Source organism: Stenotrophomonas sp. YJH_SMC_43 (genome assembly GCF_059372535.1).
Genome location: NZ_JCAFVQ010000001.1, coordinates 278,937 through 304,854, shown reverse-complemented (window position 1 = coordinate 304,854; position 25,918 = coordinate 278,937). Strand labels below are relative to the sequence as shown.

22 protein-coding genes and 3 tRNA genes are annotated in these 25,918 nt (G+C 67.6%); 14 read left to right on the top strand and 11 right to left on the bottom strand.

Translation table 11 applies throughout. From position 1 onward, the window contains the following. Window positions 1-7: 7 nt before the first annotated feature. From mutL to AC5QAH_RS01390, 4 genes are all read right to left on the bottom strand, one after another. Complete coding sequence (gene mutL, locus AC5QAH_RS01405) at window positions 8-1,915, bottom strand: DNA mismatch repair endonuclease MutL (RefSeq protein ID WP_143994824.1); 1,908 nt, start codon at window positions 1,913-1,915, stop codon at window positions 8-10. Between the two features lie 203 nt (window positions 1,916-2,118). Beyond that, entirely contained in the window at window positions 2,119-3,687 is a 1,569-nt protein-coding gene (locus AC5QAH_RS01400) for an N-acetylmuramoyl-L-alanine amidase (protein ID WP_049454828.1), read from the bottom strand. Between the two features lie 82 nt (window positions 3,688-3,769). Further along, a complete protein-coding gene (gene tsaE, locus AC5QAH_RS01395; RefSeq protein WP_043400894.1) occupies window positions 3,770-4,252 on the bottom strand; it encodes a tRNA (adenosine(37)-N6)-threonylcarbamoyltransferase complex ATPase subunit type 1 TsaE in 483 nt (160 codons plus the stop codon). Then, window positions 4,249-5,733, bottom strand: coding sequence for an NAD(P)H-hydrate dehydratase (locus tag AC5QAH_RS01390; RefSeq protein WP_171955220.1), 1,485 nt, complete (start codon window positions 5,731-5,733; stop codon window positions 4,249-4,251). The genes tsaE and AC5QAH_RS01390 overlap by 4 nt, the downstream gene beginning before the upstream one ends. A 23-nt stretch (window positions 5,734-5,756) precedes the next feature. Here AC5QAH_RS01390 and queG point away from each other — a divergent pair, with 23 nt between their 5' ends. After that, the gene (queG, locus tag AC5QAH_RS01385) at window positions 5,757-6,827 is read left to right on the top strand and encodes a tRNA epoxyqueuosine(34) reductase QueG (protein WP_241873158.1); all 1,071 of its coding nucleotides are present in this window, start codon (window positions 5,757-5,759) and stop codon (window positions 6,825-6,827) included. Between the two features lie 44 nt (window positions 6,828-6,871). After that, complete coding sequence (gene xseA, locus AC5QAH_RS01380; RefSeq protein ID WP_043400889.1) at window positions 6,872-8,203, top strand: exodeoxyribonuclease VII large subunit; 1,332 nt, start codon at window positions 6,872-6,874, stop codon at window positions 8,201-8,203. A 540-nt stretch (window positions 8,204-8,743) separates the two neighbouring features. On the opposite strand, the gene AC5QAH_RS01375 is transcribed toward xseA, so the two are convergent. Both AC5QAH_RS01375 and AC5QAH_RS01370 read right to left on the bottom strand, forming a co-directional pair. Continuing rightward, complete coding sequence (locus AC5QAH_RS01375; RefSeq protein ID WP_019336850.1) at window positions 8,744-9,640, bottom strand: M48 family metallopeptidase; 897 nt, start codon at window positions 9,638-9,640, stop codon at window positions 8,744-8,746. A gap of 89 nt (window positions 9,641-9,729) precedes the next feature. Next, window positions 9,730-11,616, bottom strand: a complete 1,887-nt coding sequence (locus AC5QAH_RS01370) for a formylglycine-generating enzyme family protein (RefSeq protein ID WP_143993983.1) — start codon at window positions 11,614-11,616, stop codon at window positions 9,730-9,732. An 84-nt stretch (window positions 11,617-11,700) separates the two neighbouring features. On the opposite strand from AC5QAH_RS01370, the gene rnd reads away from it, so the two are divergent. Together rnd and AC5QAH_RS01360 are read left to right on the top strand one after the other, a co-directional pair. Further along, window positions 11,701-12,780 carry a ribonuclease D gene (gene rnd, locus AC5QAH_RS01365; RefSeq protein WP_312662943.1) on the top strand — a complete coding sequence of 360 codons (1,080 nt, stop codon included), beginning with the start codon at window positions 11,701-11,703 and terminating at the stop codon, window positions 12,778-12,780. Window positions 12,781-12,870: 90 nt separating this feature from the next. Further along, the gene (locus tag AC5QAH_RS01360; protein ID WP_241877446.1) at window positions 12,871-13,944 is read left to right on the top strand and encodes a hypothetical protein; all 1,074 of its coding nucleotides are present in this window, start codon (window positions 12,871-12,873) and stop codon (window positions 13,942-13,944) included. A 75-nt stretch (window positions 13,945-14,019) separates the two neighbouring features. On the opposite strand, the gene AC5QAH_RS01355 is transcribed toward AC5QAH_RS01360, so the two are convergent. Next, window positions 14,020-16,350: a TonB-dependent receptor gene (locus AC5QAH_RS01355; protein ID WP_049409140.1), complete on the bottom strand. Its 2,331-nt coding sequence runs from the start codon at window positions 16,348-16,350 to the stop codon at window positions 14,020-14,022. A 180-nt stretch (window positions 16,351-16,530) separates the two neighbouring features. Further along, complete coding sequence (locus tag AC5QAH_RS01350; protein WP_005414039.1) at window positions 16,531-17,112, bottom strand: TetR/AcrR family transcriptional regulator; 582 nt, start codon at window positions 17,110-17,112, stop codon at window positions 16,531-16,533. Window positions 17,113-17,213: 101 nt separating this feature from the next. On the opposite strand from AC5QAH_RS01350, the gene AC5QAH_RS01345 reads away from it, so the two are divergent. The 4 genes from AC5QAH_RS01345 to AC5QAH_RS01330 all read left to right on the top strand — a co-directional run bounded on the left by AC5QAH_RS01345 (window position 17,214) and on the right by AC5QAH_RS01330 (window position 20,275). Further along, window positions 17,214-18,269 carry a sugar phosphate isomerase/epimerase family protein gene (locus AC5QAH_RS01345; protein ID WP_313312445.1) on the top strand — a complete coding sequence of 352 codons (1,056 nt, stop codon included), beginning with the start codon at window positions 17,214-17,216 and terminating at the stop codon, window positions 18,267-18,269. A 21-nt stretch (window positions 18,270-18,290) separates the two neighbouring features. Further along, window positions 18,291-19,184 carry an alpha/beta fold hydrolase gene (locus AC5QAH_RS01340; RefSeq protein WP_010486561.1) on the top strand — a complete coding sequence of 298 codons (894 nt, stop codon included), beginning with the start codon at window positions 18,291-18,293 and terminating at the stop codon, window positions 19,182-19,184. Beyond that, window positions 19,174-20,100 carry an alpha/beta hydrolase gene (locus tag AC5QAH_RS01335; protein WP_495232033.1) on the top strand — a complete coding sequence of 309 codons (927 nt, stop codon included), beginning with the start codon at window positions 19,174-19,176 and terminating at the stop codon, window positions 20,098-20,100. Before AC5QAH_RS01340 ends, AC5QAH_RS01335 begins: the two co-directional genes overlap by 11 nt. Window positions 20,101-20,199: 99 nt before the next feature. Next, window positions 20,200-20,275 (top strand) — tRNA-Ala (locus AC5QAH_RS01330). Window positions 20,276-20,338: 63 nt separating this feature from the next. Here the strand turns inward: AC5QAH_RS01330 and AC5QAH_RS01325 are convergent. Continuing rightward, on the bottom strand, window positions 20,339-20,509 hold the full coding sequence (locus AC5QAH_RS01325) for a hypothetical protein (RefSeq protein WP_171955226.1): 171 nt from the start codon (window positions 20,507-20,509) through the stop codon (window positions 20,339-20,341). Window positions 20,510-20,669: 160 nt separating this feature from the next. On the opposite strand from AC5QAH_RS01325, the gene AC5QAH_RS01320 reads away from it, so the two are divergent. After that, window positions 20,670-21,155, top strand: a complete 486-nt coding sequence (locus AC5QAH_RS01320; protein WP_495232032.1) for a hypothetical protein — start codon at window positions 20,670-20,672, stop codon at window positions 21,153-21,155. Window positions 21,156-21,161: 6 nt separating this feature from the next. On the opposite strand, the gene AC5QAH_RS01315 is transcribed toward AC5QAH_RS01320, so the two are convergent. Next, window positions 21,162-21,923 (bottom strand): SDR family oxidoreductase, encoded by a 762-nt coding sequence (locus AC5QAH_RS01315; RefSeq protein ID WP_043400854.1) that lies wholly within the window; start codon window positions 21,921-21,923, stop codon window positions 21,162-21,164. Between the two features lie 132 nt (window positions 21,924-22,055). On the opposite strand from AC5QAH_RS01315, the gene AC5QAH_RS01310 reads away from it, so the two are divergent. Continuing rightward, complete coding sequence (locus AC5QAH_RS01310) at window positions 22,056-22,898, top strand: bifunctional transcriptional activator/DNA repair enzyme AdaA (RefSeq protein ID WP_049409128.1); 843 nt, start codon at window positions 22,056-22,058, stop codon at window positions 22,896-22,898. A 37-nt stretch (window positions 22,899-22,935) separates the two neighbouring features. Here the strand turns inward: AC5QAH_RS01310 and curA are convergent, their stop codons facing one another. After that, on the bottom strand, window positions 22,936-23,961 hold the full coding sequence (gene curA, locus AC5QAH_RS01305; RefSeq protein WP_010486522.1) for an NADPH-dependent curcumin/dihydrocurcumin reductase: 1,026 nt from the start codon (window positions 23,959-23,961) through the stop codon (window positions 22,936-22,938). Between the two features lie 334 nt (window positions 23,962-24,295). Here curA and AC5QAH_RS01300 point away from each other — a divergent pair. The 4 genes from AC5QAH_RS01300 (at window position 24,296) to AC5QAH_RS01285 (ending at window position 25,873) form a co-directional block, all read left to right on the top strand. Beyond that, window positions 24,296-24,371, top strand: a tRNA-Phe gene (locus AC5QAH_RS01300). A gap of 73 nt (window positions 24,372-24,444) precedes the next feature. Further along, window positions 24,445-24,520, top strand: a tRNA-Phe gene (locus AC5QAH_RS01295). Window positions 24,521-24,682: 162 nt separating this feature from the next. After that, window positions 24,683-25,234: a lipocalin family protein gene (locus tag AC5QAH_RS01290; RefSeq protein ID WP_049455705.1), complete on the top strand. Its 552-nt coding sequence runs from the start codon at window positions 24,683-24,685 to the stop codon at window positions 25,232-25,234. Window positions 25,235-25,396: 162 nt separating this feature from the next. Continuing rightward, on the top strand, window positions 25,397-25,873 hold the full coding sequence (locus AC5QAH_RS01285) for an LEA/WHy family protein (protein ID WP_010486516.1): 477 nt from the start codon (window positions 25,397-25,399) through the stop codon (window positions 25,871-25,873). The last annotated feature ends 45 nt before the right edge of the window (window positions 25,874-25,918 follow it).

Sequence of the window (25,918 nt, the reverse complement as noted above, 5' to 3'; positions counted from 1 at the left end):
GCTCCCCTCAACGTCCGCGCAGGAACCAGCGGTCGATCTCCGCCAGCGAAAAACGGGCCCAGGTCGGTCGGCCGTGGTTGCACTGGCCAGACCGCTCGGTGATTTCCATGTCGCGCAGCAGCGCGTTCATCTCCGGCACGGTCAGGCGCCGGTTGGCGCGCACCGCACCATGGCAGGCCATGGTCGACAGCAGTTCATCGCGCGCACTGGCCACGCGCCGGCTCTGGCCGTGTTCGCGCAGGTCGGTCAGCACGTCGCGCAGCAGCCCTTCCGGTTCGGCATGCGCCAACAGCGCTGGAATGCTGCGCACATGCAGGGATCCGGGGCCGGCGCGGGTCACCTCGAAGCCGAGCGCCGCCAGTGTGTCGGCTTCGCTTTCGGCAGTGTCGGCCTCACGCTCGCCCACTGCCAGCGTGATCGGCACCAGCAGCGGCTGCGACTGCAGGCCGATACCGTCGTGCGCGTTCTTCAGGCGCTCGTAACCGATGCGCTCGTGCGCGGCATGCATATCGACCACGATCAAGCCTTCTGCATTCTCGGCCAGGATGTAGATGCCGTGCAGCTGCGCGATCGCGTAGCCCAGCGGCGGCACGCCTGCGTCGGCACTGGTGACCGGCAGTCCGTTCTCGGTCGGCATTGGCGGCAGCGCAGCACCGCGCTCGGCGCCGGCTGGTGCGGCATACAGCGCGGCATAGGCAGCCGGAGCATCGGCCACCTGCAGCCCCAGCGGTTGCTGCGGGCGCCAGCCAGAGAATCCACCACCGCCGCCACTCGAACCGGCACCCGGTGCGGCACCGCGGACCAGACCGAAACCGGAGGCGCCCGCACTGGAGACCATCGATGCCGCACCTGCATCCGCCGGATGCGCGGAGCCGGCACCGATGCCCTGCGCCGACATGCCGGCACGGGTATCGGCCAGCGCATCCTTCAGCGTGCGGTAGACAAAATCATGCACCAGCCGCGAATCACGGAAACGCACCTCGTGCTTGGCCGGGTGCACGTTGACATCAACGCGGGTCGGGTCGAGCTCAAGGAACAGCACATAGGCCGGCTGGCGACCGTGGTACAGCACGTCGCCGTAAGCCATCTTCACCGCATGGGCGACGCTGCGGTCGCGCACCGAACGGCCGTTGACGTACAGGTACTGCTGGTCGGCGCTGGCGCGCGAATAATGCGGTTGCGCGATCCAGCCGTGCAGGCGCAGGCCGGCACCACTGTGGTCGACGCGCACGGCCTGGTTGGCGAAATCCTCGCCCAGCGTTTCAGCCAATCGCGCATCGGAATACAGATCGCCCGGCTTGTAGCGGCGCGAGGCCTTGCCGTTGTGCGACACGCGCAGCTCGACATCCGGCCGCGCCAGCGCCAGCGAACGCAGCCATTCTTCGATATGGCCCAGCTCGGTACGCTCGGCGCGCAGGAACTTGCGCCGCGCCGGTACGTTGTAGAACAGCTCGCGCACTTCTACCGTGGTGCCCGGCGCATGCGCGCGCGGGGTCACTTCGCCGATCTTGCCGCCTTCGATCTGCAGCGCCGAACCGTGTTCGTCATGTGCGCGACGCGAGGACAGGGTGAAACGGCTGACCGAGGCGATCGACGGCAGCGCTTCACCCCGGAAGCCGAGCGTGGCCACCGATTCGAGGTCGTCCAGATCGGCGATCTTGCTGGTGGCATGGCGCGATACCGCCAGCGGCAGCTGTTCCGGTGCGATGCCACTGCCGTTGTCGCGGATGCGGATCAGGCGTACACCGCCCTCTTCAAGATCGATATCAACGCGGCTGGCACCGGCGTCGATCGCGTTCTCGACCAGCTCCTTGACCACCGACGCGGGACGTTCGACCACTTCGCCGGCGGCGATCTGGTTGATGAGGATCTCCGGCAACGGCCGGATCGGGCGCGGATGGGTAGCAGACGTCATGCGGGGATGATAACGGAGCGGCCGAGGGTAGAGTCGAGCCATGCTCGCCTGACGGGCTACCGGCAAGGCCCAGTCGAGCATGAATCATCCCGCGTGCCCAGCGGCAGGGTCCGCGCGCATGGCGTTGCGTTCATCAGAAGGGCGCCCATCGGTCATGGGGCGCGGCTCGACTCTACAGAAAGCAGTAAACCGCCTTCGGCGGGTTACTTGCTGCCGCCGGCCATGGTGCCGGCTGCGTCGATCTCGGCCTGGGCGCGGGCGGCATACAACGTGCCCGGTGGCGGCTGGCGGCTGAAGAAGGTGTGCACACCGTCCAGCACGGCACCGGCGATCTTGCGCTGGTAGGCCGGGTCGATCAGGCGGCGCTCTTCATCCGGGTTGGAGATGAACGCGGTTTCCACCAGCATCGCCGGCATGTCCGAGGTGCGCAGCACCGCGAAGTTGGCGCGCTCGATGTTCGGCTTGTGGTTGTTGCCGATCCGCTTCAGGCCGCCCAGCACGTGGCCGGCCGCGTCCTCGGACGCCTTCATGTAGCCGCTCTGGGCCAGATCCAGCAGCACGTTGGCAAGCGTGCCTTCGGTCTGCTGCAGGCGCACGCCACCGACCAGGTCGGCCGCGTTTTCCTTGTCCGCCAGCCAGCGGGCGCGCTGCGAAGAGGCGCCCTTGGTCGACAGCACGTACACCGACGAACCGGTGGCCGAACGGTTTTCGGCCGCGTCGGCATGGATCGAAATGAAGATGTCGGCCTTGTTCGCACGCGCCTTCTGTGCGCGCATCGGCAGCGGGATGAACACGTCGCTGTCGCGGGTGAGGTAAGCCTTCAGGCCCGGCGTCGCATTGACCTGGCGGGCCAGTTCACGCGCCACCGCCAGGGTCACATCCTTTTCGCGCTTGCCGGTCGGGCCGATCGCGCCCGGATCCTGGCCGCCGTGACCCGGATCGATGGCCACCACCAGATGACGCATGCCAGCCTGCATGCGGATGCGCGACGCATCGCTGGGCATGGCCGGACGCGGCGGTTCCACCGTCGTCGGTTCCGGTGCGGGCACCGTAGCCGGCGGCGTGGTCACCACCGCGGCGGTGCGCTGTCCAGCCAGGATCGCGGCCGGCGACGAAGAAGGCGAGCTGCTGGCCACGGTACCGGCCGCCGCGACCTGGGCCGGTGCAGTGGACGGCGCCGGGGTGGGCGTGGCCGGCGCGGCGGCAGTGGCACTGGCCTGCTGGCGAACCTGGGCAGTCAGCAGCGCGGTGGCACGCGCAGCATCGGAACGCGACTGCGCGCTCTCCGCCGGCGTCGGCGTCGGTGCAGGCGTGTTGACCGGTGCCTGTGGCTGCACCGCCGGCGTCGCTGCCGGACGGCTGGCGGCCACGGCCGGGCCATCGCCCGGCCATTCGATCACCAGCTTGGATTCATTGCCCTCGCGCTGCATCTGTGGGCGGAACGGCGCCACCGATTCAGCAAGGTCGAAAACGACACGGAAGGTACCCGGCACCGGCTGTCCGGTCCGCACTGCGGTGACCACGCCCTGCGCCGCCGGCATTTTCAGGTTGCGTACGGCGCTGGAGTCCGGGAAATCGACCACCAGGCGGTTCGGTCCGGCCAGCGACAGCGTCTTGTAACCACCACTGCCCACCAGCGAGATCTCGGCACGGGTGCCGGTGGCACCGGTATTCAGCAGGACCTGGCGAATTTCACCGGCCCACGCGCTGACGCTCGCCAGACCCAGTCCGACGGCGGCACAGATGGCGATGAGACGGTTCCCCGGGCGCATGGCTCAGGATTCAATCACCGCGCTGAACGGAATGCAACACCTTTTTCCTTAATAATCCGTAACCTGCCGGTCTTTGTTCTCGTCAGCCGACAGAAATGGCCTGCAAGTCGCCCCCTTGGGGAAGCCGCTTCAGCCATTCATGTCCGACGTCGCTTACTCCAGTGAGACGCGCGCGACGCCCCTGCCCCTCGATCTCCAGCGCCACCACCAGGTCGGTCGGCGGTAGCGCGCCGGCGCCCCGTTCCGGCCATTCCACCAGCCACAGCACCGCGCTGCCCTCGTCCAGGCCGAGGAAATCCAGCTCACCGGCCTGGCCGATGCGGTACAGGTCCAAGTGCCACGCCTCACCGCCACTGGCCAGCGGATAGCGCTCGACCAGGGTGTAGGTGGGGCTGCGGATAGCGCCCTGCACGCCCAGCGCGCGCAGCAGTGCGCGGGCGGTGGTGGATTTGCCGGCGCCCAGGTCGCCGCGCAGTTCGACCAACGCCTGCGGCGGCCGGGTGGCCGCCAGCCATTGCCCGAGCAGTTCAGTGGCATCGCTGTCGGCAAGGAAGAAATCGATCATCGAGAGAGTTCCGGGTTGGCCAGTCGCCGCAACGGCGACAGCAGATCAGTAGGAAGCAGGCCGCGCACGCCATCGGCGGCCGCGGCGTCGCCCGCGAGCGCATGCAGCAGTGCACCAGCGGCGGCAGCGTCGAAGGCGGCCAGCCCCTGCGCGCGCAGGCTGGCAATGATGCCGGTGAGCAGGTCGCCCATGCCTCCCACGGCCATGCCGGGATTGCCTGCACCGATCAGCCGTGGCGCCTGCCCGGGGGCCGTCACGATGCTGCCTGCGCCCTTCAGCACCACCACGGCGTGGAAGCGTTCGGCCAACGCCTGCGCACAGCGGTAGCGATCAGCCTGGATGTCAGCGGTACTGCAGCCGAGCAGGCGCGCGGCCTCGCCCGGATGTGGCGTAAGGATGGCGTCCGGTAGCGCGCGCGGATCCTGCGCCAGCAGGTTCAGCGCATCGGCGTCGACCACCAGCGGTTTGGCGCTGGCCAGCACCCGCGCAAACAGTGCAAGCGCCCATTCGTCCTGGCCCAGACCGGGGCCAATCGCGACCACCCTGGCCTTGTCCAGCAGCGCCGGCAGCACATCGCCGTCTTCCAGCGCATGGGTCATCGCCTCCGGCAGGCGCGCCAGCAACGGACCGACGTGATCGCGGCGGGTACCCAGGCTCAGCAATCCCGCGCCCGCACGCAAAGCGGCCTCGGCCGCCATGGCGATGGCGCCGCCGCTGCCATGGTTGCCGCCGACGCACAGCACGTGCCCGGATTCGCCCTTGTGGGTGTTGGCGCGGCGCGGCGGCAGCAGTGCCGGCAAGCGGGCCTGGGTCCAGTGCTCCGCGGCGGGTGACACGCCCTGCCGTGCGGCCGCGGGCAGCTGCAGCGGCGCCAGCGCCTTCTGGCCGCAATGATCCAGCGCGTCGCCGGTATACAGCCCGCGATGCGGCACGATGAACTGCAGGGTCAAAGCGGCCTTCACGGCCACGCCCGGTACGGCACCGCGATCGGCATCGACGCCACTGGGGACGTCCAGCGCCAATACCGGTACCGCCTGCGCGTTGAGCGCGACAATCAGCGCCTGCGCCACGCCTTCCGGCGCGCGATCGAAGCCCAGACCGAACAGGGCATCGACCCAGATATCAGCCTCGGGCAGCGCGCCGTCGAAATCGGTGATGGTGCCGCCGCCGGACTTGAATTCCGATGCCGCACGCTGTGCCAGCACGGTTGACGGTGACTTCCCCGGCAAGGCGATCACCATCACCTCACGCCCGGCCTGCAGCGCGTGGCGGGCCAGCACATGGCCATCGCCACCGTTGTTGCCCGCTCCGACCACCACGCCGATCCGCCGCGCCTGCGGCCAGTGCTGCAGCAGGCACTGCCAGGCAGCCTGGCCGGCCTGCGCCATCAGGCCCCAGCCGCCCTCGGCAGCCAGTGCCGAGGCCTGCGCATCAAGCGCACGCGCGGCAGCAGAATCGAACAGATCGGCGAGGTTGGCCATGCAGGGATTTTATACTGGTGCACATGTCCCCTGCCCCCACCCCTGTCGATCCGGCCCAGGCCGTGCAGCGCATCCGCGAACTGGCCCGTGCGCATGGCTTCCAGCGCTGCGGCATCGCCGGCATCGAGCTGGGCGAGGATGAAGCGCACCTGGCCGACTGGCTGGGCCAGGGCCTGTACGGCACGATGGACTGGATGGCGCGCCACGGCACCCTGCGCGCGCGCCCTGCGGAGCTGCTGCCCGGCACCGTACGGGTGATCTCGGTAGGCATGGACTACAGCCACAAGGACGACACCGAAGCCTGGGCGACCCTGGCCGACCCGGGACGTGCCTACGTGGCCCGCTACGCGCTGGGCCGCGACTACCACAAGCTGATGCGCAACCGCCTGCAGAAGCTGGCCACGCAGATCAACGATGAAGTGGCACCGCTGGGCTACCGCGTGTTCGTCGATTCGGCCCCCGTGCTGGAACGCGCACTGGCGCGCAATGCCGGTCTCGGCTGGATCGGCAAGCACACCTGCCTGATCGACCGTCATGGCGGCTCATGGTTCTTCATCGGCGAGATCTACATCGATATCCCGCTGCCGATCGATGCTCCGGCCACTGCACATTGCGGTACCTGCACGCGCTGCATCGATGTCTGCCCGACCCAGGCCATCACCGGCCCGCAGCGCCTGGATGCGCGGCGCTGTATCTCCTACCTGACCATCGAGCACAACGGTGCCATCCCCGAAGACATGCGGCCGTTGATCGGAAACCGCATCTACGGCTGTGACGACTGCCAGCTGGTGTGCCCCTGGAACAAGTTCGCCAAGCGCACCGACGAAGCCGACTTCCGCGCACGCAACAACCTCGATACCGCGCGGCTGGACCAGCTGTTCGCCTGGGATGAAGCCGAGTTCCTGCGCCGCACCGAAGGCAGCCCGATCCGGCGCAGCGGCCACGAGCGCTGGCTGCGCAACATCGCCGTGGCGCTGGGCAATGCCCCCTCTTCGGTCGAAGCGCTCGCTGCACTGCAGACCCGCATCGACGATCCCTCGCCGCTGGTGCGTGAACACGTGCAGTGGGCGCTGGGCCAGCACACGGCGCGCTGACGTGCGATCCTGAGCACCCGCTCCACCCGCAGCACGCCGTTCCCATGCAGCCACGCAACAACGACATCCTCACCCCCAGCCAGCTCAACACCCTGGCCCGCGACCTGCTGGAAGGCAGCTTCCCGGCGATCTGGGTCGAGGCCGAGCTGGGCAGCGTGGCCCGTCCTTCCTCCGGGCACCTGTATTTCACCCTGAAGGACGCACGCGCGCAGCTGCGCGCGGCGATGTTCCGGATGAAGGCGCAGTACCTGAAGTTCGTGCCGCGCGAAGGCATGCGCGTGCTGGTGCGTGGCAAGGTGACCCTGTATGACGCTCGTGGCGAGTACCAGATGGTGCTGGACCACATGGAGGAAGCCGGCGAAGGCGCATTGCGCCGCGCCTTCGAAGAGCTGAAGGCACGCCTGGAGGCCGAGGGCCTGTTCGACCCGGCGCGCAAGCGGCCGCTGCCCGCGCACGTGCAGCGCCTGGCAGTGATCACCTCGCCCACCGGCGCCGCCGTGCGCGACGTGCTGAGCGTGCTGGCCCGCCGCTTCCCGCTGCTTGAAGTGGACTTGCTGCCGACCCTGGTGCAGGGCAGCAGCGCCGCTGCACAGATCACCCGCCTGCTGCAGGCCGCCGATGCCAGTGGTCGCTACGACGTGATCCTGCTGACCCGCGGCGGCGGTTCACTGGAAGACCTGTGGGCCTTCAACGATGAAGCACTGGCCCGTGCGATCGCCGCCAGCCGCACCCCGGTGGTGTCGGCGGTGGGCCACGAAACCGACTTCAGCTTGAGCGACTTCGCCGCCGACCTGCGCGCGCCGACACCGTCGGTGGCCGCCGAACTGCTGGTGCCGGACCAGCGCGAACTGGCGCTGCGCCTGCGCCGCACGGCGGCACGCATGGTGCAGCTGCAGCGGCACACGATGCAGCAGGCGATGCAGCGTGCCGACCGTGCGCTGCTGCGCCTCAGCGCGCAGAGCCCGCAGGCCAGGCTGGATCTGCTGCGTCGCCGCCAGCTGGACCTGGGCCGGCGCCTGCATGCCGCGTTCAATCAGCAGCAGGAACGCCGTGCCGCACGCCTGCGCCATGCAGCGGCGGTGTTGCGCGGGCACCATCCGCAGCGCCAGCTCGACGCGATGCAGCGCCGCCTCGCCGCCCTGCGTGGGCGTCCGCAGGCTGCAATGCAGCGCCTGCTGGAACGCGATGCACTGCACCTGCGCGGGCTGGCGCGTTCGCTGGAAGCGGTCAGCCCGCTGGCGACCGTGGCCCGCGGCTACAGCATCCTCACCCGCAGCGACGACGGCACTCTGGTGCGGAAGGTCGATCAGGTGCAGCCTGGCGATGCGCTGCAGGCGCGCGTCGGCGACGGCGTGATCGACGTGCAGGTCAAGTAGAGGGTTGTTCGGCAGGGCTGCGCCCTGCACCCACAGAGGCTTCAAGCCAAGGCAACGTCAACGTCAAAAGCAGGCATTCCGTGGGATGGCGGGGCGATGTCGGAGTGCGGGGACGCCGCAAGTACGTCCTTGTAGGCTTGGCAGCCGCATCCATGCGGCTGACACCCCGCACTCCGACACCGCCCCACCTCTGACAGATTCCGGTGGCTGTTGGTAGGTGTCGACCTTGGTCGACACGGTAGATCCACGCATGTGTGGATGAATCTCCATCGGAATCGAATATTTCGAATCGAGATCGAAAAGCATCCGCGCATGGCGTGGATCTACAGCAGGTCGCAGAAATCTGTCGAAGGCGGGGTGGGTCCGGTTGCGGGAGTGTCCGCGGCATGGATGCCGCGGCCAAGCCCCCATGGACGGGGTTACGGCGTCTCCCGCAGCCGGACCCACCCCGCTATCCCACGGATAGCCAGCTTTTGCTTCGGCGGTTGCTGTTGCTCTGGATTCGGCAGGTGCAGGGCTGCAAGCCCTGCCGAACACCCTCTACTTTGCCTGCTCGCAGAACTTCTGCCGGTACTCGAGTGCCTTCGGCATCAGCGCCTGCAGGTTCTGGATGCGGGTGCCCGGGTTCGGGTGGGTCGAGGAAAACTCCGGTGGTGACTGGCCACCACTGGCCTGGCCCATGCGCTGCCACAGCGGCACCGCCTCGCGTGGGTCGAAGCACGCCGCCGCCGCCAGCATCAGGCCCACTTCGTCGGCCTGTGTCTCGTGGCTGCGTGCATACGGCAACAGGTAACCGTAGCCCATCGCTGACATCATCATCTGTTGCTGCTGCGCATCCATGCCGCTGGCGGCGCCGGCCACCTGCCCGATCTGGGTCAGCTTCTGCTGGGCCATGCGCTGTGCACCATGGCGCAGCAGCGCATGCGCGATCTCGTGGCCCATCACCACCGCCATCGCATCGCGGGTGCGCGCCACCGGCACCAGCCCGGTGTAGACCGCCATCTTGCCGCCCGGCAGGCAGAACGCATTGGCCTGGTCGGACGGAATCACGTTCACTTCCCACTGGAAATCCCGCGCGAAGTGCGCCGGCTGCACGCCATGCTCCTGCGCCAGCGCGGTCTCCACCACATCGACCTTGGCGATCAGGCGCTGGGCGATGTCACGCACATCACGCGCGATCGGTGCATTGGGGTCCATCGGCCGTTCCTGCGACAGGATCTGCTGGTAGGCCTGCAGCCCCAAAGCAGTCTCCTGGCGCGCGTCCAGGCTGCTGTCGATCATCACCTTCTCGCCGGTATAGGGATCCACCGTGCGGTTGGAAAACCAGTAGAAGACCGCGTAGCCGGCGGCCAGCAGCAGCACCCACCAGCGGATGTTGCCGAACAGGCCGCGGCGCTGCGAGCCTTGTGGCGGGCGGGAAAAGGGATCGTTGCGCATCGGGTCGGCTTCCAGCAGGCCCCGCCGGCCGGCGGGCACGGCGCAATCTTAGTGCGCCGATGCCAGCAACGGGTGAAGCCGGCTGCCGATCAGATACCGCGTACCAGGCGGAAGCCGATGCGCGCGTTGGTGGTATCCGAGTCCTGGGATTGCCGCCAGGCGGCGCGGGTCTGCTCCGGCGCATTGGCCCAGTTGCCCCCCCGGATCACCCGTGCGCGACAGCCCGGGTTGAACCAGGCGGCGCCATCGGAGGGCGCGCGCCGGTAGCTGGCATGCCAGCAATCGGCCACCCATTCGCTGAGATTGCCGCCCATATCGTGCAGGCCGAAGGCATTGGCCTGGAAACTCCCTACCGGTGCCGGCCCCCACCAGCCATCGCCATAGCCGATGAAGGCGTTGTGCCAATGCCGCCCGGACGGCGACACATCCTTGCTGCCGGTGAAATTGCCGCTGCCCGGCGGCGGCGTGCCCGCATCGCCCCAGGGGTAGCGACCACTGTTGCCGCCGCGCAGCGCGTACTCGAACTCTGCTTCACTGGGCAACCGGTAGCTGCGCCCGGTCTGCTCGGACAACCACGCCGCATAATTTTCGGCATCGCGGATGCTGACGTGCATCACCGGCGAATTGGCCATCGCGCGGCCACCGTCGTAATCCGAGCGCCAGTCCACGCCGCTGCGGCGGATGAAATTGCCGCTGCGTTCGTCATAGACCACCGAATGGCCACGCCGCGTCGCCCGGGGGCGCGCGTTGGTGGCCTTCACGTAGCGCTGGAAATCGCTGACCGTGACCTCGGTGATCGCCATCGCGAAGCCTCGATCAAAGCGCACATAGTGCGATGGTCGCTCAGCATCGCTCGAACCCGGTTCGGCATCACCGGCGCCCATCTGGAAACCGCCATGCGGCACCACCACCATCTGCGGACCGCGTCCGCCATCACGCATGGCGTCGCTGAACACCTGTCCCGGGCGGAAGCTGCCGTAGTGGGTGGCCAGGTCGATGCGCTCACGCAGCTGGGCCACCACCGCGTCTCCCGGCAGGGCGATGCGCAGGGCCTCGGCCAGTTTCTCGCGTGCCGGCTTCAGGCCCTGCGGCGTGGACAGGTCGCGCAGGCCGTCATCGCGCAACTGCAGCAATGCCGCCGCACGGATCTGCTCGATGCGCTCGAACGCGTCGGCAATGGTCGGCGACGAGTCGCGCACCTTGCTGGCTTCGGCCAGCCAGGTGCCCGCGCTGGCGAAATCGCGCGTGCGAGCAGCGTCCTCGGCACGACGGATCAACCCGCTTTCGGCCGCGGCCAGTCCCTGCCGTGCACGGCTGTTGTTCTCGTCCAGTGCCAGCGCCTCGCGGAAGTTGCCGATGGCGCCATCCCCGTCCTCGCCGATCCGGTCCGCGCGCAGGTCCTCTTCACCGGCGCGGTTGTAAGCGACCACCCGCTGGGCAAGCTCCACCCGACCCTGCAGTGCGCGTACCTTCTCGTCCTTGGGCGCCAGGGTCAGCAGCACCAGCGCCTGGCGGCTGGCCTCGGCCAGCGCCTCGCGCTGCTTCAGCGGCCGCACCAGCAACGCATCCGCCTGCTGCTGCAGGCGCTGGCGGGCACGCTGCAGGCCCTGGCGGGCCTGGCGGTCATCCGGGTCCTCTTCCTGTACTGCCAGCCACAGCGGAATGGCGGCATCGGCATCCTCATACAGCCGGCCCTCAGTGAAGGCCTGCCCGGCCGCGCGGCGCAACTGGGCCAGGCTGCGGCCCTGGCGGTCCACCCGCGGCGGCGTCCACTGCTGTACATCCTCGGCGGCATCCTCACCGGCGATGGTCACGCTGCCCTGCCCGGCCTGCGGGCGCTCGTCGCTGTTTGCGTTCGCGGACGGGCGCGCCTCCTCCCCGGCACTCCGGTCCGCTGCCGTGGGGGGCGACGGCGTGCAGCCTGCCAGGGCCATGGCCAGGGCGGTGCACAGCGCGGACGACAACGGAAAACGCAAGCGGAGCCTCCTTCGGCACGGACGCGCACCGACGTTAGGCTATTCTCCCCTGCCTGAGCAAACCCGAGTAGTAGGCCCTGAACCGTGGCAACCTGGATCACCACCCCCGCCGAGCTGGATGCGTACTTCCAGCAGCGCCCGACCCGCATCGGCCTGGACACCGAATTCATCCGTGAACGCACCTTCTGGCCGCAGCTGGCCCTGGTGCAGATGGCGGTCGGGCAGGACATCCTGCTGATCGACCCGCTGATTCCCGGCATGACCGAGGCGCTGGCACCGTGGCTGGCCGATGAATCCATCATCAAGGTGATGCACAGCGCCAGCGAAGACCTGGTCGCCTTCAAGTGGGCGTGCGGCGTGCTGCCGCGACCACTGTTCGACACCCAGATCGGTGCCGCGCTGGCCGGCATCGGCGGCGGCATGGGCTACCAGAAGCTGGTGGCGGAAATCACCGGCGTCGCCCTGGCCAAGGGCGAAACCCGTTCGGACTGGATGCGCCGCCCGCTTTCGGAGTCGCAGCTGCAGTACGCCGCCGACGATGTCGAGCACCTGTTCGCGCTGCATGACGCCATTGATGCCAAGCTGCAGGCGCTTGGCCGCCAGCAGTGGCTGCACGACGATGGCGAGCGCCTGCTGGCCAGCGTCGCCAACGATGAGGACCGCTGGCCGCATCTGGCGATGCGCTCGGCGCAGTTCCTCGACGCGGCCGCACAGCACCGCCTGCTGCGCCTGCTGCGCTGGCGTGATGTGCAGGCACGCAGCAGCGACCGCCCGCGAAGCTGGATCCTGGACAACGAACTGGCCGCCACCCTGGCGCGCACGCCACCGGCCGACGAGACGGCGCTGGGCAGGCTGTTCGAGCAGTTCCCGAAGGCACCGCGCAAGCTGGCAGGCGCGGTCTGGCAGGCACTGTCCACACCGCTGGCCGATGAAGCCGAGGCACCGCTGGCACTGCCCGCCAACGACAGCAACAAGCAGGTAGTGAAGAAGCTGCAGGACGCGGTGGCCGAACGCAGCCGCGAGCTGGGCCTGCCGGATGGCGTGCTGGCCTCCCGCAAGCATCTGGAAAGCTATCTGGAACGCCGCAAATGGCCGGCCGCACTGGCGGGCTGGCGCCAGCAGGAACTGGAATCGCAGCTTCAGGCGCTGCTGCCCGCACGTTGATGGCACAAGGCGCCGGACCACGCCGGCGCCGTGCACCTCAAGCCTGCAGGGGCCGTGCTAGGGTTTGGCGGTACTGACAAGGAGACGTCGATGCAGACCCTCAAGATCGCGACCGCCTGCGCACTGCTGCTAACCACGTTGGGCCTGGCATGCTCTGGGCAGGCCGCACCGCTTTCCTATGCACAGGAAAAGGAGAACACAGCCAAGCTGGTGGACATCATTGACGGTGCCACCCGCGACGGTCTGGTTGCCGTGCTGGTGCCGGCCCCGTATGTCGTGCACAACGGCGGGCCAGGTGTCGGCTCTCCGGTCCCCGGCTTTCATCTGGGCAACCGCTCGACCGACCTACCCGGGTTCTCGACGCGGGTGTCCTTCCAGCACAAGGATATTCCCTCCCAGGGCTATGTGCAGCTGTTCAACACCAACGAACTGGAAACCGGCCCGCAGCGGACGGTGTTGATGGACGTGTTCGAGGTGCATCTGATTCCGCCGGGCACCTATCTGCTGAACGGTGCGGAGAACTACCGCCTGAACACCCGCGTGGCCAAGCTGAAGCCGCTGGGGACCACGGACGAAGTATCGAAGGACATCGGCGCCACCCGCCTGGCCGACGTCGATTACCGTTTCTATTCCTGGAAGAAGGTCTGGGTACCACCCGGCGTCCTGACCGATCAGCACTCCCAGCAGGTCTGCATCTCGGTGCATGTGGCCTCCGGCAACTGCGTGGCATGGGGCACCCAGAACTACGAAACCTCGCGCCCGACCGAAGGCTACTGGGATGACAGGGTCGTCCCTGAAGACATCCCTGCCGTACGCATCCAGGCGGTCATCGCCAAGGCCCACGCGCCACTGGCCTTCACTGCCCGCGAAGGGCAGATCCTGCTCAGCCCCTTCATTGTTGCCGCCGACGGCGATATCGATTTCAACGCCAACGACTGCGCACCGGTCGACAAGCTTACGGGATGCGCCCTGCGCCGCTTCACGGTGCACTACCAACCCGCGCCGCTGGACGCTGCACGCAAGCACATCGCAATCACCTCGCGCGGCCTCAACGGCAAGCAGCGCAAGGTACTGGAGCGGATGGAGGCGATGCAGCTGCAGGTGCTGGGCCCCAGTGCGCCGTCCGATGCAGCGCTGGGCAAGGGCGTCAGCGCCACGCCTTGAGCACGGATGATGCCTGGCCAGCAACGAAAAACGGCGCTCGATGAGCGCCGTTTCCGGTACACGACGGGGTAAGGCTTACCAGTTCATATTCAGCGAGACACCCACGGTACGCGGTTCGTTGTAGACCGCCGCCATGTAGTTCTCGATCACACCCTTGAGGTTCTTCTCGTTGGTGATGTTGCGCGCGAACAGCGCAACTTCGTAGGCACCGTAGTTGCCCGAGTAGCCGATCTTCAGGCCACCTTCGAAGTCACCCTTGGAGTTGAACTCCTTGCTGTCGTACAGCACGAAGCTGGTGTAACCCTGCTTGTTCCAGTCGGTGGAGACGAACATGGTGCCGGCGTCGCTGACCGGGAAGTCGTAGCGGGCGGCCAGGTTCACGTTGTACTTCGGCGCGTTCGGCAGCGGGTTGCCGTCGATCTGCGCGAAGGTGTTGGCACCGACCTTGATGGTCGGGTCGCCGACGGTGCAGACCACCTGGCCGTTGAGGCCGCAGACCTGCGCGTAGACGCGCTTGTCCTTGATCTCGCTGTGCAGCAGGCTCAGGCCGGCGCTCAGGGTCAGGTTCGGGATCGGGCGCAGCTCCATGTCGGCTTCGAAGCCGTAGGCCTTGGCCTTGTCGGCGTTGAACAGCACGCCGTTGCCGTCCGAATCGTTGCCGTTGAGCTGGATGTCGTTGACGGTGTAGGTGAACGCGGTGGCGTTCAGGCGCAGGCGGTTGTCCCACAGGCTGCTCTTCACGCCCGCTTCCCAGGACAGGATCGTCTCGGAATCGGCGGTGGTGAAGTCGGCATTGAACACTGCCGAACGACCCTGGATGGTCGGGCCACGGAAGCCACGCGCGACCTTGGCGTAGACGCTCACGTCCGGCGTGATCTGATACATCGCGCTCAGATCCCAGCTCGGGGTGGTGTCGGACATCTTGACGTCGGTGCGGCCCTTGTAGGTGACCACGCCGGCAGCGGTGTCGGCGGTCTTCAGCAGGCGGGTGTGCTTCTCGTCCCTGGTCTGGCGCAGGCCGGCGGTGACGGTGAACTTGTCGGTGAAGGCGTAGCTCAGCTGGCCGAAACCGGCCCACGAGGTGTTCTTGTTGCGCAGGCGCACCCAGTTGTTCGGATTGCGTGCCGCGCCCTGCAGGAACCAGGCGCGCTGGTAGAAGTCGGTGGTGTCGCTGCCGTTGAAGTAGAACGCACCGGCCTGCCACTGCAGCGCGCTGTCGTCATGGCTGGCCAGGCGGAATTCCTGGGTCCACTGGTCCAGGTCGCGGATGCGGCCCATCGACTGGCCGTAGCCGTTCGGCACGCCGTTCACCGGGAAGTTCACCGCAGCGCCGCCGTCGGTGTCGCCACGGCTGTAGCCGGAGGTGGTTTCGTAGGCGGTGATCGAGGTGAAGTCGATCGCGCCGAAGTCGTAACGTGCCTTCACCGAGCCGCCGTAGGTCTTGTAGGCCTGCGGATTGTTGTCGGCTTCGTCGTAGGCAACCTTGTCGCGCGGCACGTCGGTCTTGTTCGAGCCCTTGGTCAGCGCACCGCGCAGGAACAGGGTCGAGGTACCTTCGTAATCACGAGCATGGGCCGAGGCCAGGATCGAGAACTGGTCGCTCGGGGTCAGCAGCAGCTGCGCGCGCACGTTGCGGTCATCGAAGCCGCCCATGGCGTTCTTCTTCGGGCTGACCGTGCCGTCGGCGCTCGGGCCCTTGTAGGTGTTGTCGACGTAGTCGTCGCGGTGCTGGTACAGGGCCGACACGCGGAACGAGGCGATGTCGTTGATCGGGCCGCCGAAGCCGCCGTCGATCGACACGCTGTTGTAGGTGGCGTAGCTGGCGCTGACGCGGCCGGTATAGTCCTGGGTTGGCTTCAGGGTGTCGAACTTGACGATGCCGGCGGTGGTATTGCGGCCGAACAGCGAGCCCTGCGGGCCGCGCAGCACTTCCACCTGGTCCACGTCAAAGACCGGGTTGGACTTCAGCACCACGTGTTCCAGCACCACGTCGTCCTGGATGATCGAGACCGGCTGCGAGGCACCCAGGTAGAAGTCGATGTTGCCCAGGCCGCGGATGTAGAAGCGCGGGAAGATACGGCCGGTGGTGGTTTCCGCATACAGGCTCGGCACGCGGCCGGACAGCGCCAGCAGGGTGTCGTCGCCGCCAGCGGTGAAGTCGCGCATGCGCTCGCCCTGCACCACGCCGACCGAAACCGGCACTTCCTGCAGGTTCTGCTCACGGTGTTCGGCGGTCACGGTGATCGTGTCCAGGCCGGTCGGGGTCGGCGCGCTGTCCTGCGCGGCGGCGCCGAAGCTGCCGACCAGGGCCAGACCGGCACAGGCCAGTGCCAGCGGGTGGCGGCGGAAGGAAACAAGGGAAGACGACAGACCCGACAGGCGGCGGGAATCGGTATGGGAGGGCATGCAGTGCTCTGAGGAGGCGTCCGAGCGGCCTGCGCGGGCCGGGCGGCAAAAAGGAGGAAAACTGCGCAAGCGGCCATTATCCCCCAAATTGTTACGATTTCGTTGCGCAGCACCCAAACCCGGCGAAACAAGCGCTTTCGGCACAGTTACAGGGCATTCCGCACGCCCTGAAGGCTTGACTCAGGGCAGCGGGGTCAACGCGACATCGACCATCGCCAGCAGGCGCTCGCGGCTGATGCCGTCACGCGCCTGCACCGAGATGCCATGCAGCACCGTGGCGAAGTGGTCGCCCAGCGCCTGCACCGCCGCGTCGTCGGCCAGCTCCCCCTCGGCCTGCGCCTGCTGCAGCCGCGCGATGATCGCCGCCGTGCGCTGGCGACGATGACTGGCCAGCCAGTCCCGCACGCCTTCGCCATCGGGCGACACGCTGCTGGCCGAGGACACCACCAGGCAACCATGCGGGCGCCCGCGACGGGTGTAGGTCAGCACCGCCTCGCGCAGCATCGAACCGATCGCCTCACGCAATGTTGCCTGCTCCAGCGCGCGCGGCGCGAAACCGCCCTCGCCTTCTTCGTACAGCGCCACGGCTTCGCGGAACAACTGCTCCTTGCTGCCGAACGCGGCGTAGATGCGTGCAGAGGCAATGCCCAGTGCTTCGACCAGTGCCGACATCGACGTGCCTTCATAGCCGTGCTGCCAGAACAGCAGCATCGCCTTGCGCAACGCCTGGTCCCTGTCGAATTCGCGCGGTCGCCCTGCCATCTGCCTGCCTGCTCCAGTGAGGCGCGCAGTGTAACGCGGGTGTTGACCATCGCGAGAGTCGCGCCTATTCTTTGTCGACCGACAAATAATTGGAGCAACACATGCAGACCCTCAAGGGCCCCAGCCTGCACCTGGCGCAGTTCGCCGGCGACCAGGCCCCGTTCAACTCACTTGCCAGCATTGCCGCGTGGGCCGCCGGCCACGGTTTCAAGGCGCTGCAGATTCCCGCGTGGGATGCACGCCTGTTCGACCTGGCCACCGCCGCCGACAGCCAGGACTACTGCGACGACATCCGTGGCACCCTGGCCGAGCACGGCCTGCAGGTCAGTGAGCTGACCACCCACATCCTCGGCCAGCTGGTGGCCGTGCATCCGGCCTACGATGAACTCTGCGATGGCTTCGCGCCGGAAGCACTGCGCGGCAATCCGCAGGCCCGCACGGAATGGGCACAGCAGCAGCTGCACCTGGCCGCTCGCGCCTCGCGCCGTCTTGGGTTGCAGGACATGGGCACCTTCTCCGGCTCGTTCGCCTGGCCCTACCTGTTCCCGTTCCCGCAGCGCCCGCCGGGCCTGATCGATGCCGCCTTCGATGAACTGGCCCGCCGCTGGCGGCCGATTCTCGACAGCTGCGAGGACAATGGCATCAACCTCTGCTACGAGATCCATCCCAGCGAAGACCTGCACGACGGCACCAGCTTCGAGCGCTTCTTCGAGCGCGTCAGCCAGCACGAGCGCTGCCGCATCCTGTTTGATCCCAGCCACTTCGTGCTGCAGCAGCTCGACTACCTGCAGTACCTCGACATCTACCACCCGCTGATCCGCATGTTCCACGTCAAGGATGCGGAGTTCCGCCCCAGCGGCCGCCAGGGCATCTATGGCGGCTACGCCGACTGGACCGAGCGCGCCGGCCGCTTCCGCTCGCTGGGCGACGGCCAGGTCGACTTCAAGTCGATCTTCTCCAAGCTGGCCCAGTACGACTACCAGGGCTGGGCGACGCTGGAATGGGAGTGCTGCCTGAAGGACCAGGAAGCCGGCGCGCGCGAAGGCGCTGCATTCATCCACGACCACATCATTCCGGTCACCGACAAGATCTTCGACGACTTCGCCGGTGCACCGATCAGCACCGCGCAGATGCAGCAGATGCTCGGCATCGCCTGAGCCCCAACGGAGCACTCCCTCATGACCACTTCTCTTTCCGCTGGCGCTGCCGGCGACGCTCCCCTGCGCCACCATTACCTGCGCATCGACGGCCAGCGCGTGCATTGCGTGTCCGCGGGTCACGGTGAACCCGTATTGCTGATTCCCGGCTGGCCGCAGACCTGGTACGCCTGGCGCCATGTGCTGCACGCCCTGGCCGAAGCCGGCTTCGAAGCCATCGCGGTCGATCCGCCGGGCATCGGCGAATCCGATCGCCCCAGCCACGGCTACGACACCGGCAGTGCCGCCGCCGTCCTGCACCAGACCATGCAGGCGCTGGGCCACGAGCGCTACCAGGTAGTCGGACATGACATCGGTATGTGGATTGCCTATGCACTGGCCAGCGACCAGCCGCAGGCGGTGCGCCAGCTGGCGGTTACCGAAGCGGTGATTCCCGGCCTGGCGCCGGAACCGGGCATCTTCGCTGCCCCGGCCGACAACATCTTCCTCTGGCACTTCATGTTCAACCAGGTCGCGGACCTGCCCGAAGCACTGATCAGTGGCCGCGAACGCGCCTACCTGGAGTTCATGTTCGACCGCTGGTCGTACCGCCGTGACGCGGTGGCTGCCGACACCTACATCGCCGCCTACAGCCGCCCCGGCGCACTGCGGGCCGGCTTCGCCTGGTACCGCGCGATCCCGGAAACCATCCGCCAGAACAAGGAACGTGCACAGCGCCGGCTGGCGATGCCGGTGCTGGCCATCGGCGCCGAGCACGCCACCGCCGATGCGCCGATGCTGACCCTGCAACCGCACGCCGACAACGTGCGCGGCAGCATCGTGCCGGGCTGCGGCCACTTCATCATGGAAGAAGCGCCGCAGGCGTTCCTGGCGCAGCTTCTGCCGTTCCTGCAGGAGGTGCGCCATGCAGCTTGAACCGGCGCTGCAGCAGTTTGTCGACGCCGTCGCGGCGCATCCGCTGCCGGAGGAGCTGCGCGAACTGCGGGCGATCAGCGAGAGCGCGCTGCCACAGTTGCAGGGTGCGCCGCAGCCGGTTGCGCATGTGATCGAACACACGGTGATCGCACGCGACGGGCAGGCGCTGGACGTCCGCCTCTACACACCGGAAGGTTTGCCCGACGGACCAGCGCCGGCCCTGCTGTTCGCCCACGGCGGCGGCTGGTTCCAGTGCTCGTTGGCGGTCTATGACGGTCCCTGCCGTGCGCTGGCCGATGCCAGTGGCTGCGTGATTGTGGCCGTGGGCTACCGGTTGGCGCCGGAACACCCGTTCCCGGTGCCGCTGCACGACGTTGCCGATGCCTGGTCGTGGCTGCAGGACAACGCCGAGCGCCTCGGGCTGGACCCGCAGCGATTGGCGATCGGCGGCGACAGCGCCGGTGGCAATCTGGCCGCCGCCTGCTGCCTGCTGCTGCGCGATCTCGGCCTGCCGCAACCGTGCCACCAGTTGCTGCTGTACCCGGCGCTGGATGCCGGCATGGGCAGCGATTCCTACCGCGACTACGCCACGGGCTACTACCTCAGCGCCGAACTGATGCAGCGCTGCTGGCAGGCCTATCTGGGTAATCTGGATCAGCCGCCGTCACTGGCCTCGCCCGCGCAGGCAACAGACCTGCAGGGGCTGGCGCCAGCCTCCGTACTCAGCTGCGAGCACGACCCGCTGCGCGACGAAGCCGAGCAGTACGCGCATCGCCTGCAGGCCGAGGGTATCGCCTGCACGCTGGAGCAACTGCCCGGGATGATCCATGCCTGCATCCACCTGCAGGGGGGGGCTGTTTCTACCGGCGTGGCGGTACAGCGCGCGGGCGCCCTGCTACGCCAGGCCCTGGCCTGAATCAGTGTGGGACGGTGGTGGCTGCACGGCTGCCGCTGTTCCGGTCCGGCCCGGCGCTTGGCAAGCCCGCCGGGCGGCGCTACACTGAAAGCCTGCCGTGGGGCCATAGCTCAGCTGGGAGAGCGCGTCGTTCGCAATGACGAGGTCAGGAGTTCGATCCTCCTTGGCTCCACCACTATTCGGAAAGAACCCGTAGATCTCCGCGATCTGCGGGTTTTTTCTTTTCAGCACCCGGGGCTCAGGCCGGCTCCTCACCGCCATCCTTGCGACGTGGACTGCGCGAGTGCCTATCGCGCACCTGTTGATCGCGCTGCCCCGGCCGCTGCTTGGCCACATCGTCCTGCTTCCTGTCCTGGCGGCTTTCCTGGATGCCCTGCTTCGGGTCCTGATCCTTGCCTCGCTCGTTCATTGAAATCTCCCACGCCGGCGGCGGGCCCACGTTGCCCACCACGCTAGAGGTTGCCGGGTAAGCCGCAGGTCAGTCCTGCGCCAACGTCATGTGCAGGCACGGGCTTGCCGCCACGGCCGCGCGCAGCCAGAATCCGGGGCACCACGCCCACCGGTATGCCATGCCCTCTTCTGCCCAGCACGCAGCCCACGCGTTGCCGATGCTCCTCGATGCGACCAAGGGCAGCATCCAGCTCGGCAACCTGCCGACGTTGATCTGCCCCACCCTGTCACTGGAGGAGGCGCGCATCGACTTTGCCACGCTGATGCGAGGAGAGCGCGATGTCGGCACCGGCTATCACTGGCTCAGCCTGCACCAGCTCAGCCTGGGCGGTGCGCCCGCTGGCATCAGCCTGTGCTTCCACGGGCAACAGCTCGACATGGTAACAATGGGCGTCGATCTACCCGGTGCAACGTTGGAAGACGGCTGGCCGACCCAGGCCGCGATCGATGCCGAAGTCGCCTTCATGCGCCGCACCCTGGGTGCGGCGCTGGGTCGCAAGCTGGCCGGCGGCCACGCCCGGCTCGGCTGGGGCGAAGCCTGGGCCCGTTTCGATCCGAAAGGCTTCATGGCCAGCAGCGGTATCCGCTACGCGCCACGCTCCTGACCCCGCTCAGGTACGTGTGATCGACACCCCACCTTCCACACGCATCGCGGTTCCGGTAACGAAACTGCTTTCATCGCTGGCCAGGAACAGCGCCGCGTTGGCGATCTCCTCCGGCTCGGCCATGCGCTTCAGTGCGTGCAGCGAGCGCACGAAGTCGCGGGCATCGCCGGTGGGTGCGGCCTGCCGCCCCATCTCGGTATCGGTGCCACCGGGCAGCAGCACGTTGCTGCGCACGCCGCGCGCGCCGTATTCGGCAGCGATCACCTGGCTCAGGCCGATCAACCCGGCCTTGCTCGACGCATAGGCCGCCATGCCCGGGAATCCCACGGTGTGGCCGACGAAGGTACCGACGAACACCAGCGAGCCGCCGCCGCGCGCCAGCAGTGCCGGCAACTGCGCGCGTGCCGCATGGAAGGCGGCATCCAGATTGGTCGCCATCACTTCGCGCCAGGCGTCCACCGGGAACTCCGCCGCCGGCACGCCCGGGCCAAGCATGCCGGCATTGTTGAGGGCGATATCCAGGCCGCCGAATGACTGCTGGGCCAGATCGACCAGCGCCTGCGCCGTACCCGGGTCGGCCACGTCGGCGGCATGTACCACGGCTTCGCCACCGGCGGCGCGAATCTGCTCGGCCAGCGCCTGCAGCGGCTCCGGCCGCCGTGCGTTGAGCACCAGCTTTGCCCCTTCGGCAGCGAAGCGCAGGGCGCTGGCGCGGCCGATGCCGGCGCTGGCACCGGTGATGAGAGCGATCTTGTTGTTCAGGCGCATGGTCGTGGTACCGGTTGTGAAGTGGCCGCCACGATGCCGCGCCTCTCCCCTGCCAACACTCCGTTTCCGGGCCTGGCCCATCGGTGCAGGAAACGGAGTTTCCGCAGCACCGGCGCGTGCCAGAATCCGGCCATGGACAGTACCGCCACCACCGCCCTCGATGCCCGCGTCGAACGGGTCTGCCGCCACCTTCAGGCCAGCCACGACGAACCCTCGCTGCAGGAACTGGCCGGGATCGCGGGTTGCAGCCCAACCCGCCTGCATCGCCTTTTCAAGGAAGCAACCGGGTTGACCCCGAAGCAGTACGCTGCCGCGCTGCGCGCCGACCGCCTGCGCACCGGGCTGGAACAACAGGAACGCATCACCGACGCTTTCCACGATGCCGGCTTCGGCTCCAGCGGACGCTTCTACGAGAACGCACCGAAGTTGCTGGGCATGACTCCCAAGCAATGGCGCGCAGGGGGGCGTGGCGAAGTCATCCACTTCGCGCTTGCCGAAAGTTCACTGGGCAGCGTGCTGGTGGCCAGCAGTGCCACCGGCGTGGTCGCGATCCTGCTCGGCGACGATCCGGAGACGCTGCTGCAGTCATTGCAGCAACGCTTCCGCCAGGCCGAACTGGTCGGCGCCGACCAGGGCTATGAACAACTGGTGGCACAGGTGGTGGGCCTGGTCGAGGATCCCACGCGGGGCGCCACGCTGCCGCTGGACATCCGCGGCACCGCGTTCCAGCAACGGGTATGGCAGGCGCTGCAGCAGATTCCGCGCGGGCAGACCGCGTCGTATGCGGATGTCGCCGCACGCATCGGCGCGCCCCGCTCGAGCCGTGCCGTAGCACGTGCATGCGCAAGCAACCCGCTAGCGGTGGCAGTTCCCTGCCACCGCGTCGTACGTCGCGATGGGGACCTGTCCGGCTATGCGTGGGGTGTAGCGCGCAAGCGCGAACTGCTGCGCCGGGAAAAGGCCTCGACTGCCTGACGTGGGTGCCGACCTTGGTCGGCACACCGCCAAGCCCTCAATCCAGCTTCACCACCAGCTTGCCGAAGTTGTGCCCCTTCAGCAGCCCGAAGAACGCCTCCGGCGCATTCTCCAGCCCTTCCACCACATCCTCGCGGTACTGGATGCGGCCATCGCGCAGCCACTGCGGCATCTCGCGTTCGAAGTCCGGCCACAGGTGGTTGAAGTCGTGCACGATGAAACCGCGCACGGTCAGGCGCTGGCGCAGAATCTGGCTGAACAGTGCGGGCAACCGGTCCGGACCGGGCTGCTCGACGCCGCGCTCGTTGTAGGTGGCGATGGTGCCGCACACTGGAACGCGGGCGAAGTCGTTGAGCAGCGGCAGCACTGCATCCAGCACGTGCCCGCCCACGTTCTCGAAATACACGTCGATACCCGCAGGAACCGCTGCGCGCAGCTGCGCGGCGAAATCAGCGGCGCGATGATCCAGCGCCACGTCCACCCCCAACGTCTGCAGGTAAGCGCGCTTGGCTTCGCCACCGGCGATGGCGACCACGCGCGCGCCCTGCAGCTTGGCCAGCTGCGCCACGGTCGCACCCACCGGCCCGGTCGCGGCAGCCACCACCAACGTCTCGCCCGCCTTCAAACGGGCGATTTCATGCAGGCTGGAATAGGCGGTGAAGCCGGGCATGCCATATACCCCCAGCGCCGTACTCAGCGGCAGCCCGGCCGGATCCAGCCGGCGCCCCAGTGCCTTGGCCGGCAGCACCGCGTGGGTCTGCCAGCCACCCGGTGCCAGCACCAGCTCACCTGTGGCTACGCCCTCGGCGTTCGACTGCAACACCTCGGCCACGGTCTGCCCTTCCATCACCGCGCCCACCGCCACCGGCGCGGCGTACGACGGGCCCTCGTCCATGCGTCCCCGCATGTACGGGTCCAGCGACAGGTAGCGGTTGCGCAGCAGCACCTCGCCAGCGGCCAATGTCGGCAACGCAACTTGTTCCAGGCGGAAATTGGCTGCACTTGGCGCCCCCTGCGGACGCGACGCAAGCACGATGCGGGAGGTGGTCGAGGAATCGGACATGGCCAGGTCTCTGCTGTTGCCAGCATCAGGAAAGGAGTGCCGACACTACGCCGCAGCCATCCCCGATGGCGGCCACGAAAACAGCGTTCCATGGACCGGCGCGGCACGGGTCCGGCGCAGCCCTTGCCCTTGCAGCTTTGACGATCGCGGCGATCTGCTGATTTCCACCGCAGACGATGATCGACTGACCACGCCCCGCCCCACGACGGAGGATCAAGCACTTGCGAGCACGCAGACGGCAATGTGAAGAAATCTTGGCAAAACGCTTGCCGAAGGCAGCCGACCTCCGTAATATACGCGTCCTTGGCAGCGACCTCGCTGCAACGAAACATGTGGCCGAGTAGCTCAGTTGGTAGAGCAGGGGATTGAAAATCCCCGTGTCGGCGGTTCGATTCCGTCTTCGGCCACCACTTTCGAAGGCCTGCAGAAATGCGGGTCTTTTTTTTCCGGAAACCGGGTTTGATGACGGTTGCCACACAATTTGGCCGAGTAGCTCAGTTGGTAGAGCAGGGGATTGAAAATCCCCGTGTCGGCGGTTCGATTCCGTCTTCGGCCACCATCTTCAGAGACCTGCAGAAATGCAGGTCTTTTTTTTGTCTGCGATCTGCGATCCCCCCCCTGGCCTCGATACATGCCAGCCCACCGCCGTCCGGTTGACGAAACATTTACACCGCCGCGCGCCGCGGCACCTACGCTCCAGACTCCTGCCTGGAGCCTGTCGATGCATCTGCGCCCCGCCCTGCTCGCCTGCCTGCTGCTGGCCGCCCTGCCGGTGATCGCCGCCGAGCCGATGCGCGCGGTCGACATGCTGGACATCGATCGCTATGCCGGCCAGTGGCACGAGATCGCGCATCTTCCGGTGTCGTTCCAGAAGCAGTGCGTCGGCGAGATCACCGCCAACTACGGGCTGCGCCGCGATGGCCGCATCAGTGTCACCAACGCCTGCCGCAACGGCGACGGAGAACGCGTGGTTGCTGAAGGCGTAGCACGCCCGGTCGCCGGCCATCCCGGCCAGTTGCAGGTGCGCTTCGTGCCGGACTGGCTGAGCTGGGTGCCGCTGGTCTGGGCCGACTACTGGGTCCTGGCACTGGATCCGGACTATCAGTGGGCGTTGGTCGGTGAACCGGACCGCAAGTACCTGTGGATTCTCTCGCGCCTGCCGGAAATGGATCGCGCCCGGTTCGAACAGCTGAAAGAAAAAGCCGAAGCCATGGGCTACGACCTCGGCCCACTGCGCCTGATGGCCCCGATTCGCGATACGCCCGCCGACTGAACCGCCCGGCATCCAGCGCACCACGCGTGCGCCATCCGGCGCTGCGCACGCCCGGCCGCCATCTTCACGCGCTACCCTCTGCGACGGGTCGCCACAGGCGATCCAAACGACCATACGCCGTAGTATGCTTATCCAACGCACCCCTCCAGAGGACCTGCGCCCATGCTCCACCGCTTCCGTATCGCCTTGATCGTCCTGTGCACCCTCGCCCTTGTTGCCTGCAACAACGGCATCGTCAAGCGTGTTTCGGAACCGGCGGCCAGCCTGCAGCAGCTGACCGTGCGCGCCGACGGCAACTGGACCGTGGCCCTGCGCCTGCAGAACTACAGCTCCATGCCCATGACCTTCGATGACGTCGCGCTGGCGCTGACCGTGGGGGACAGCGACGCCGGCACCCTGCAGGCCAAGCCGGGCATCTCCATCGGCGGCACCTCGGCCGATGTCATCAATGTCGACCTGGTGCCCAGCTCGGCCGCACGCCTGGTGGTGGCCGACGCATTGGCCAGCAACCGCACCCTGGCTTACGGCCTGAAGGGAACGGTGGCGGCCACGCCGCAGGAAAAGAAGCAACGCAGCTTCGACATCAGCAGCCGCAGCACCCTCAACCAGGCCCCGGGCCTGCCGGGCGTGCTGCGCTGACTCCCGCTTTCCGCCGCGGCGCCCGGCGCCGCTCCCCCTGTCCCT

Bases quoted from the DNA above. Each gene is read 5' to 3' on its own strand.
- mutL (WP_143994824.1), bottom strand. From the start codon at position 1,915: ATGACGTCTGCTACCCATCCGCGCCCGATCCGGCCGTTGCCGGAGATC.
- AC5QAH_RS01400 (WP_049454828.1), bottom strand. From the start codon at position 3,687: ATGCGCCCGGGGAACCGTCTCATCGCCATCTGTGCCGCCGTCGGACTG.
- tsaE (WP_043400894.1), bottom strand. From the start codon at position 4,252: ATGATCGATTTCTTCCTTGCCGACAGCGATGCCACTGAACTGCTCGGG.
- AC5QAH_RS01390 (WP_171955220.1), bottom strand. From the start codon at position 5,733: ATGGCCAACCTCGCCGATCTGTTCGATTCTGCTGCCGCGCGTGCGCTT.
- queG (WP_241873158.1), top strand. From the start codon at position 5,757: ATGTCCCCTGCCCCCACCCCTGTCGATCCGGCCCAGGCCGTGCAGCGC.
- xseA (WP_043400889.1), top strand. From the start codon at position 6,872: ATGCAGCCACGCAACAACGACATCCTCACCCCCAGCCAGCTCAACACC.
- AC5QAH_RS01375 (WP_019336850.1), bottom strand. From the start codon at position 9,640: ATGCGCAACGATCCCTTTTCCCGCCCGCCACAAGGCTCGCAGCGCCGC.
- AC5QAH_RS01360 (WP_241877446.1), top strand. From the start codon at position 12,871: ATGCAGACCCTCAAGATCGCGACCGCCTGCGCACTGCTGCTAACCACG.
- AC5QAH_RS01355 (WP_049409140.1), bottom strand. From the start codon at position 16,350: ATGCCCTCCCATACCGATTCCCGCCGCCTGTCGGGTCTGTCGTCTTCC.
- AC5QAH_RS01350 (WP_005414039.1), bottom strand. From the start codon at position 17,112: ATGGCAGGGCGACCGCGCGAATTCGACAGGGACCAGGCGTTGCGCAAG.
- AC5QAH_RS01345 (WP_313312445.1), top strand. From the start codon at position 17,214: ATGCAGACCCTCAAGGGCCCCAGCCTGCACCTGGCGCAGTTCGCCGGC.
- AC5QAH_RS01340 (WP_010486561.1), top strand. From the start codon at position 18,291: ATGACCACTTCTCTTTCCGCTGGCGCTGCCGGCGACGCTCCCCTGCGC.
- AC5QAH_RS01335 (WP_495232033.1), top strand. From the start codon at position 19,174: ATGCAGCTTGAACCGGCGCTGCAGCAGTTTGTCGACGCCGTCGCGGCG.
- AC5QAH_RS01325 (WP_171955226.1), bottom strand. From the start codon at position 20,509: ATGAACGAGCGAGGCAAGGATCAGGACCCGAAGCAGGGCATCCAGGAA.
- AC5QAH_RS01320 (WP_495232032.1), top strand. From the start codon at position 20,670: ATGCCCTCTTCTGCCCAGCACGCAGCCCACGCGTTGCCGATGCTCCTC.
- AC5QAH_RS01315 (WP_043400854.1), bottom strand. From the start codon at position 21,923: ATGCGCCTGAACAACAAGATCGCTCTCATCACCGGTGCCAGCGCCGGC.
- AC5QAH_RS01310 (WP_049409128.1), top strand. From the start codon at position 22,056: ATGGACAGTACCGCCACCACCGCCCTCGATGCCCGCGTCGAACGGGTC.
- curA (WP_010486522.1), bottom strand. From the start codon at position 23,961: ATGTCCGATTCCTCGACCACCTCCCGCATCGTGCTTGCGTCGCGTCCG.
- AC5QAH_RS01290 (WP_049455705.1), top strand. From the start codon at position 24,683: ATGCATCTGCGCCCCGCCCTGCTCGCCTGCCTGCTGCTGGCCGCCCTG.
- AC5QAH_RS01285 (WP_010486516.1), top strand. From the start codon at position 25,397: ATGCTCCACCGCTTCCGTATCGCCTTGATCGTCCTGTGCACCCTCGCC.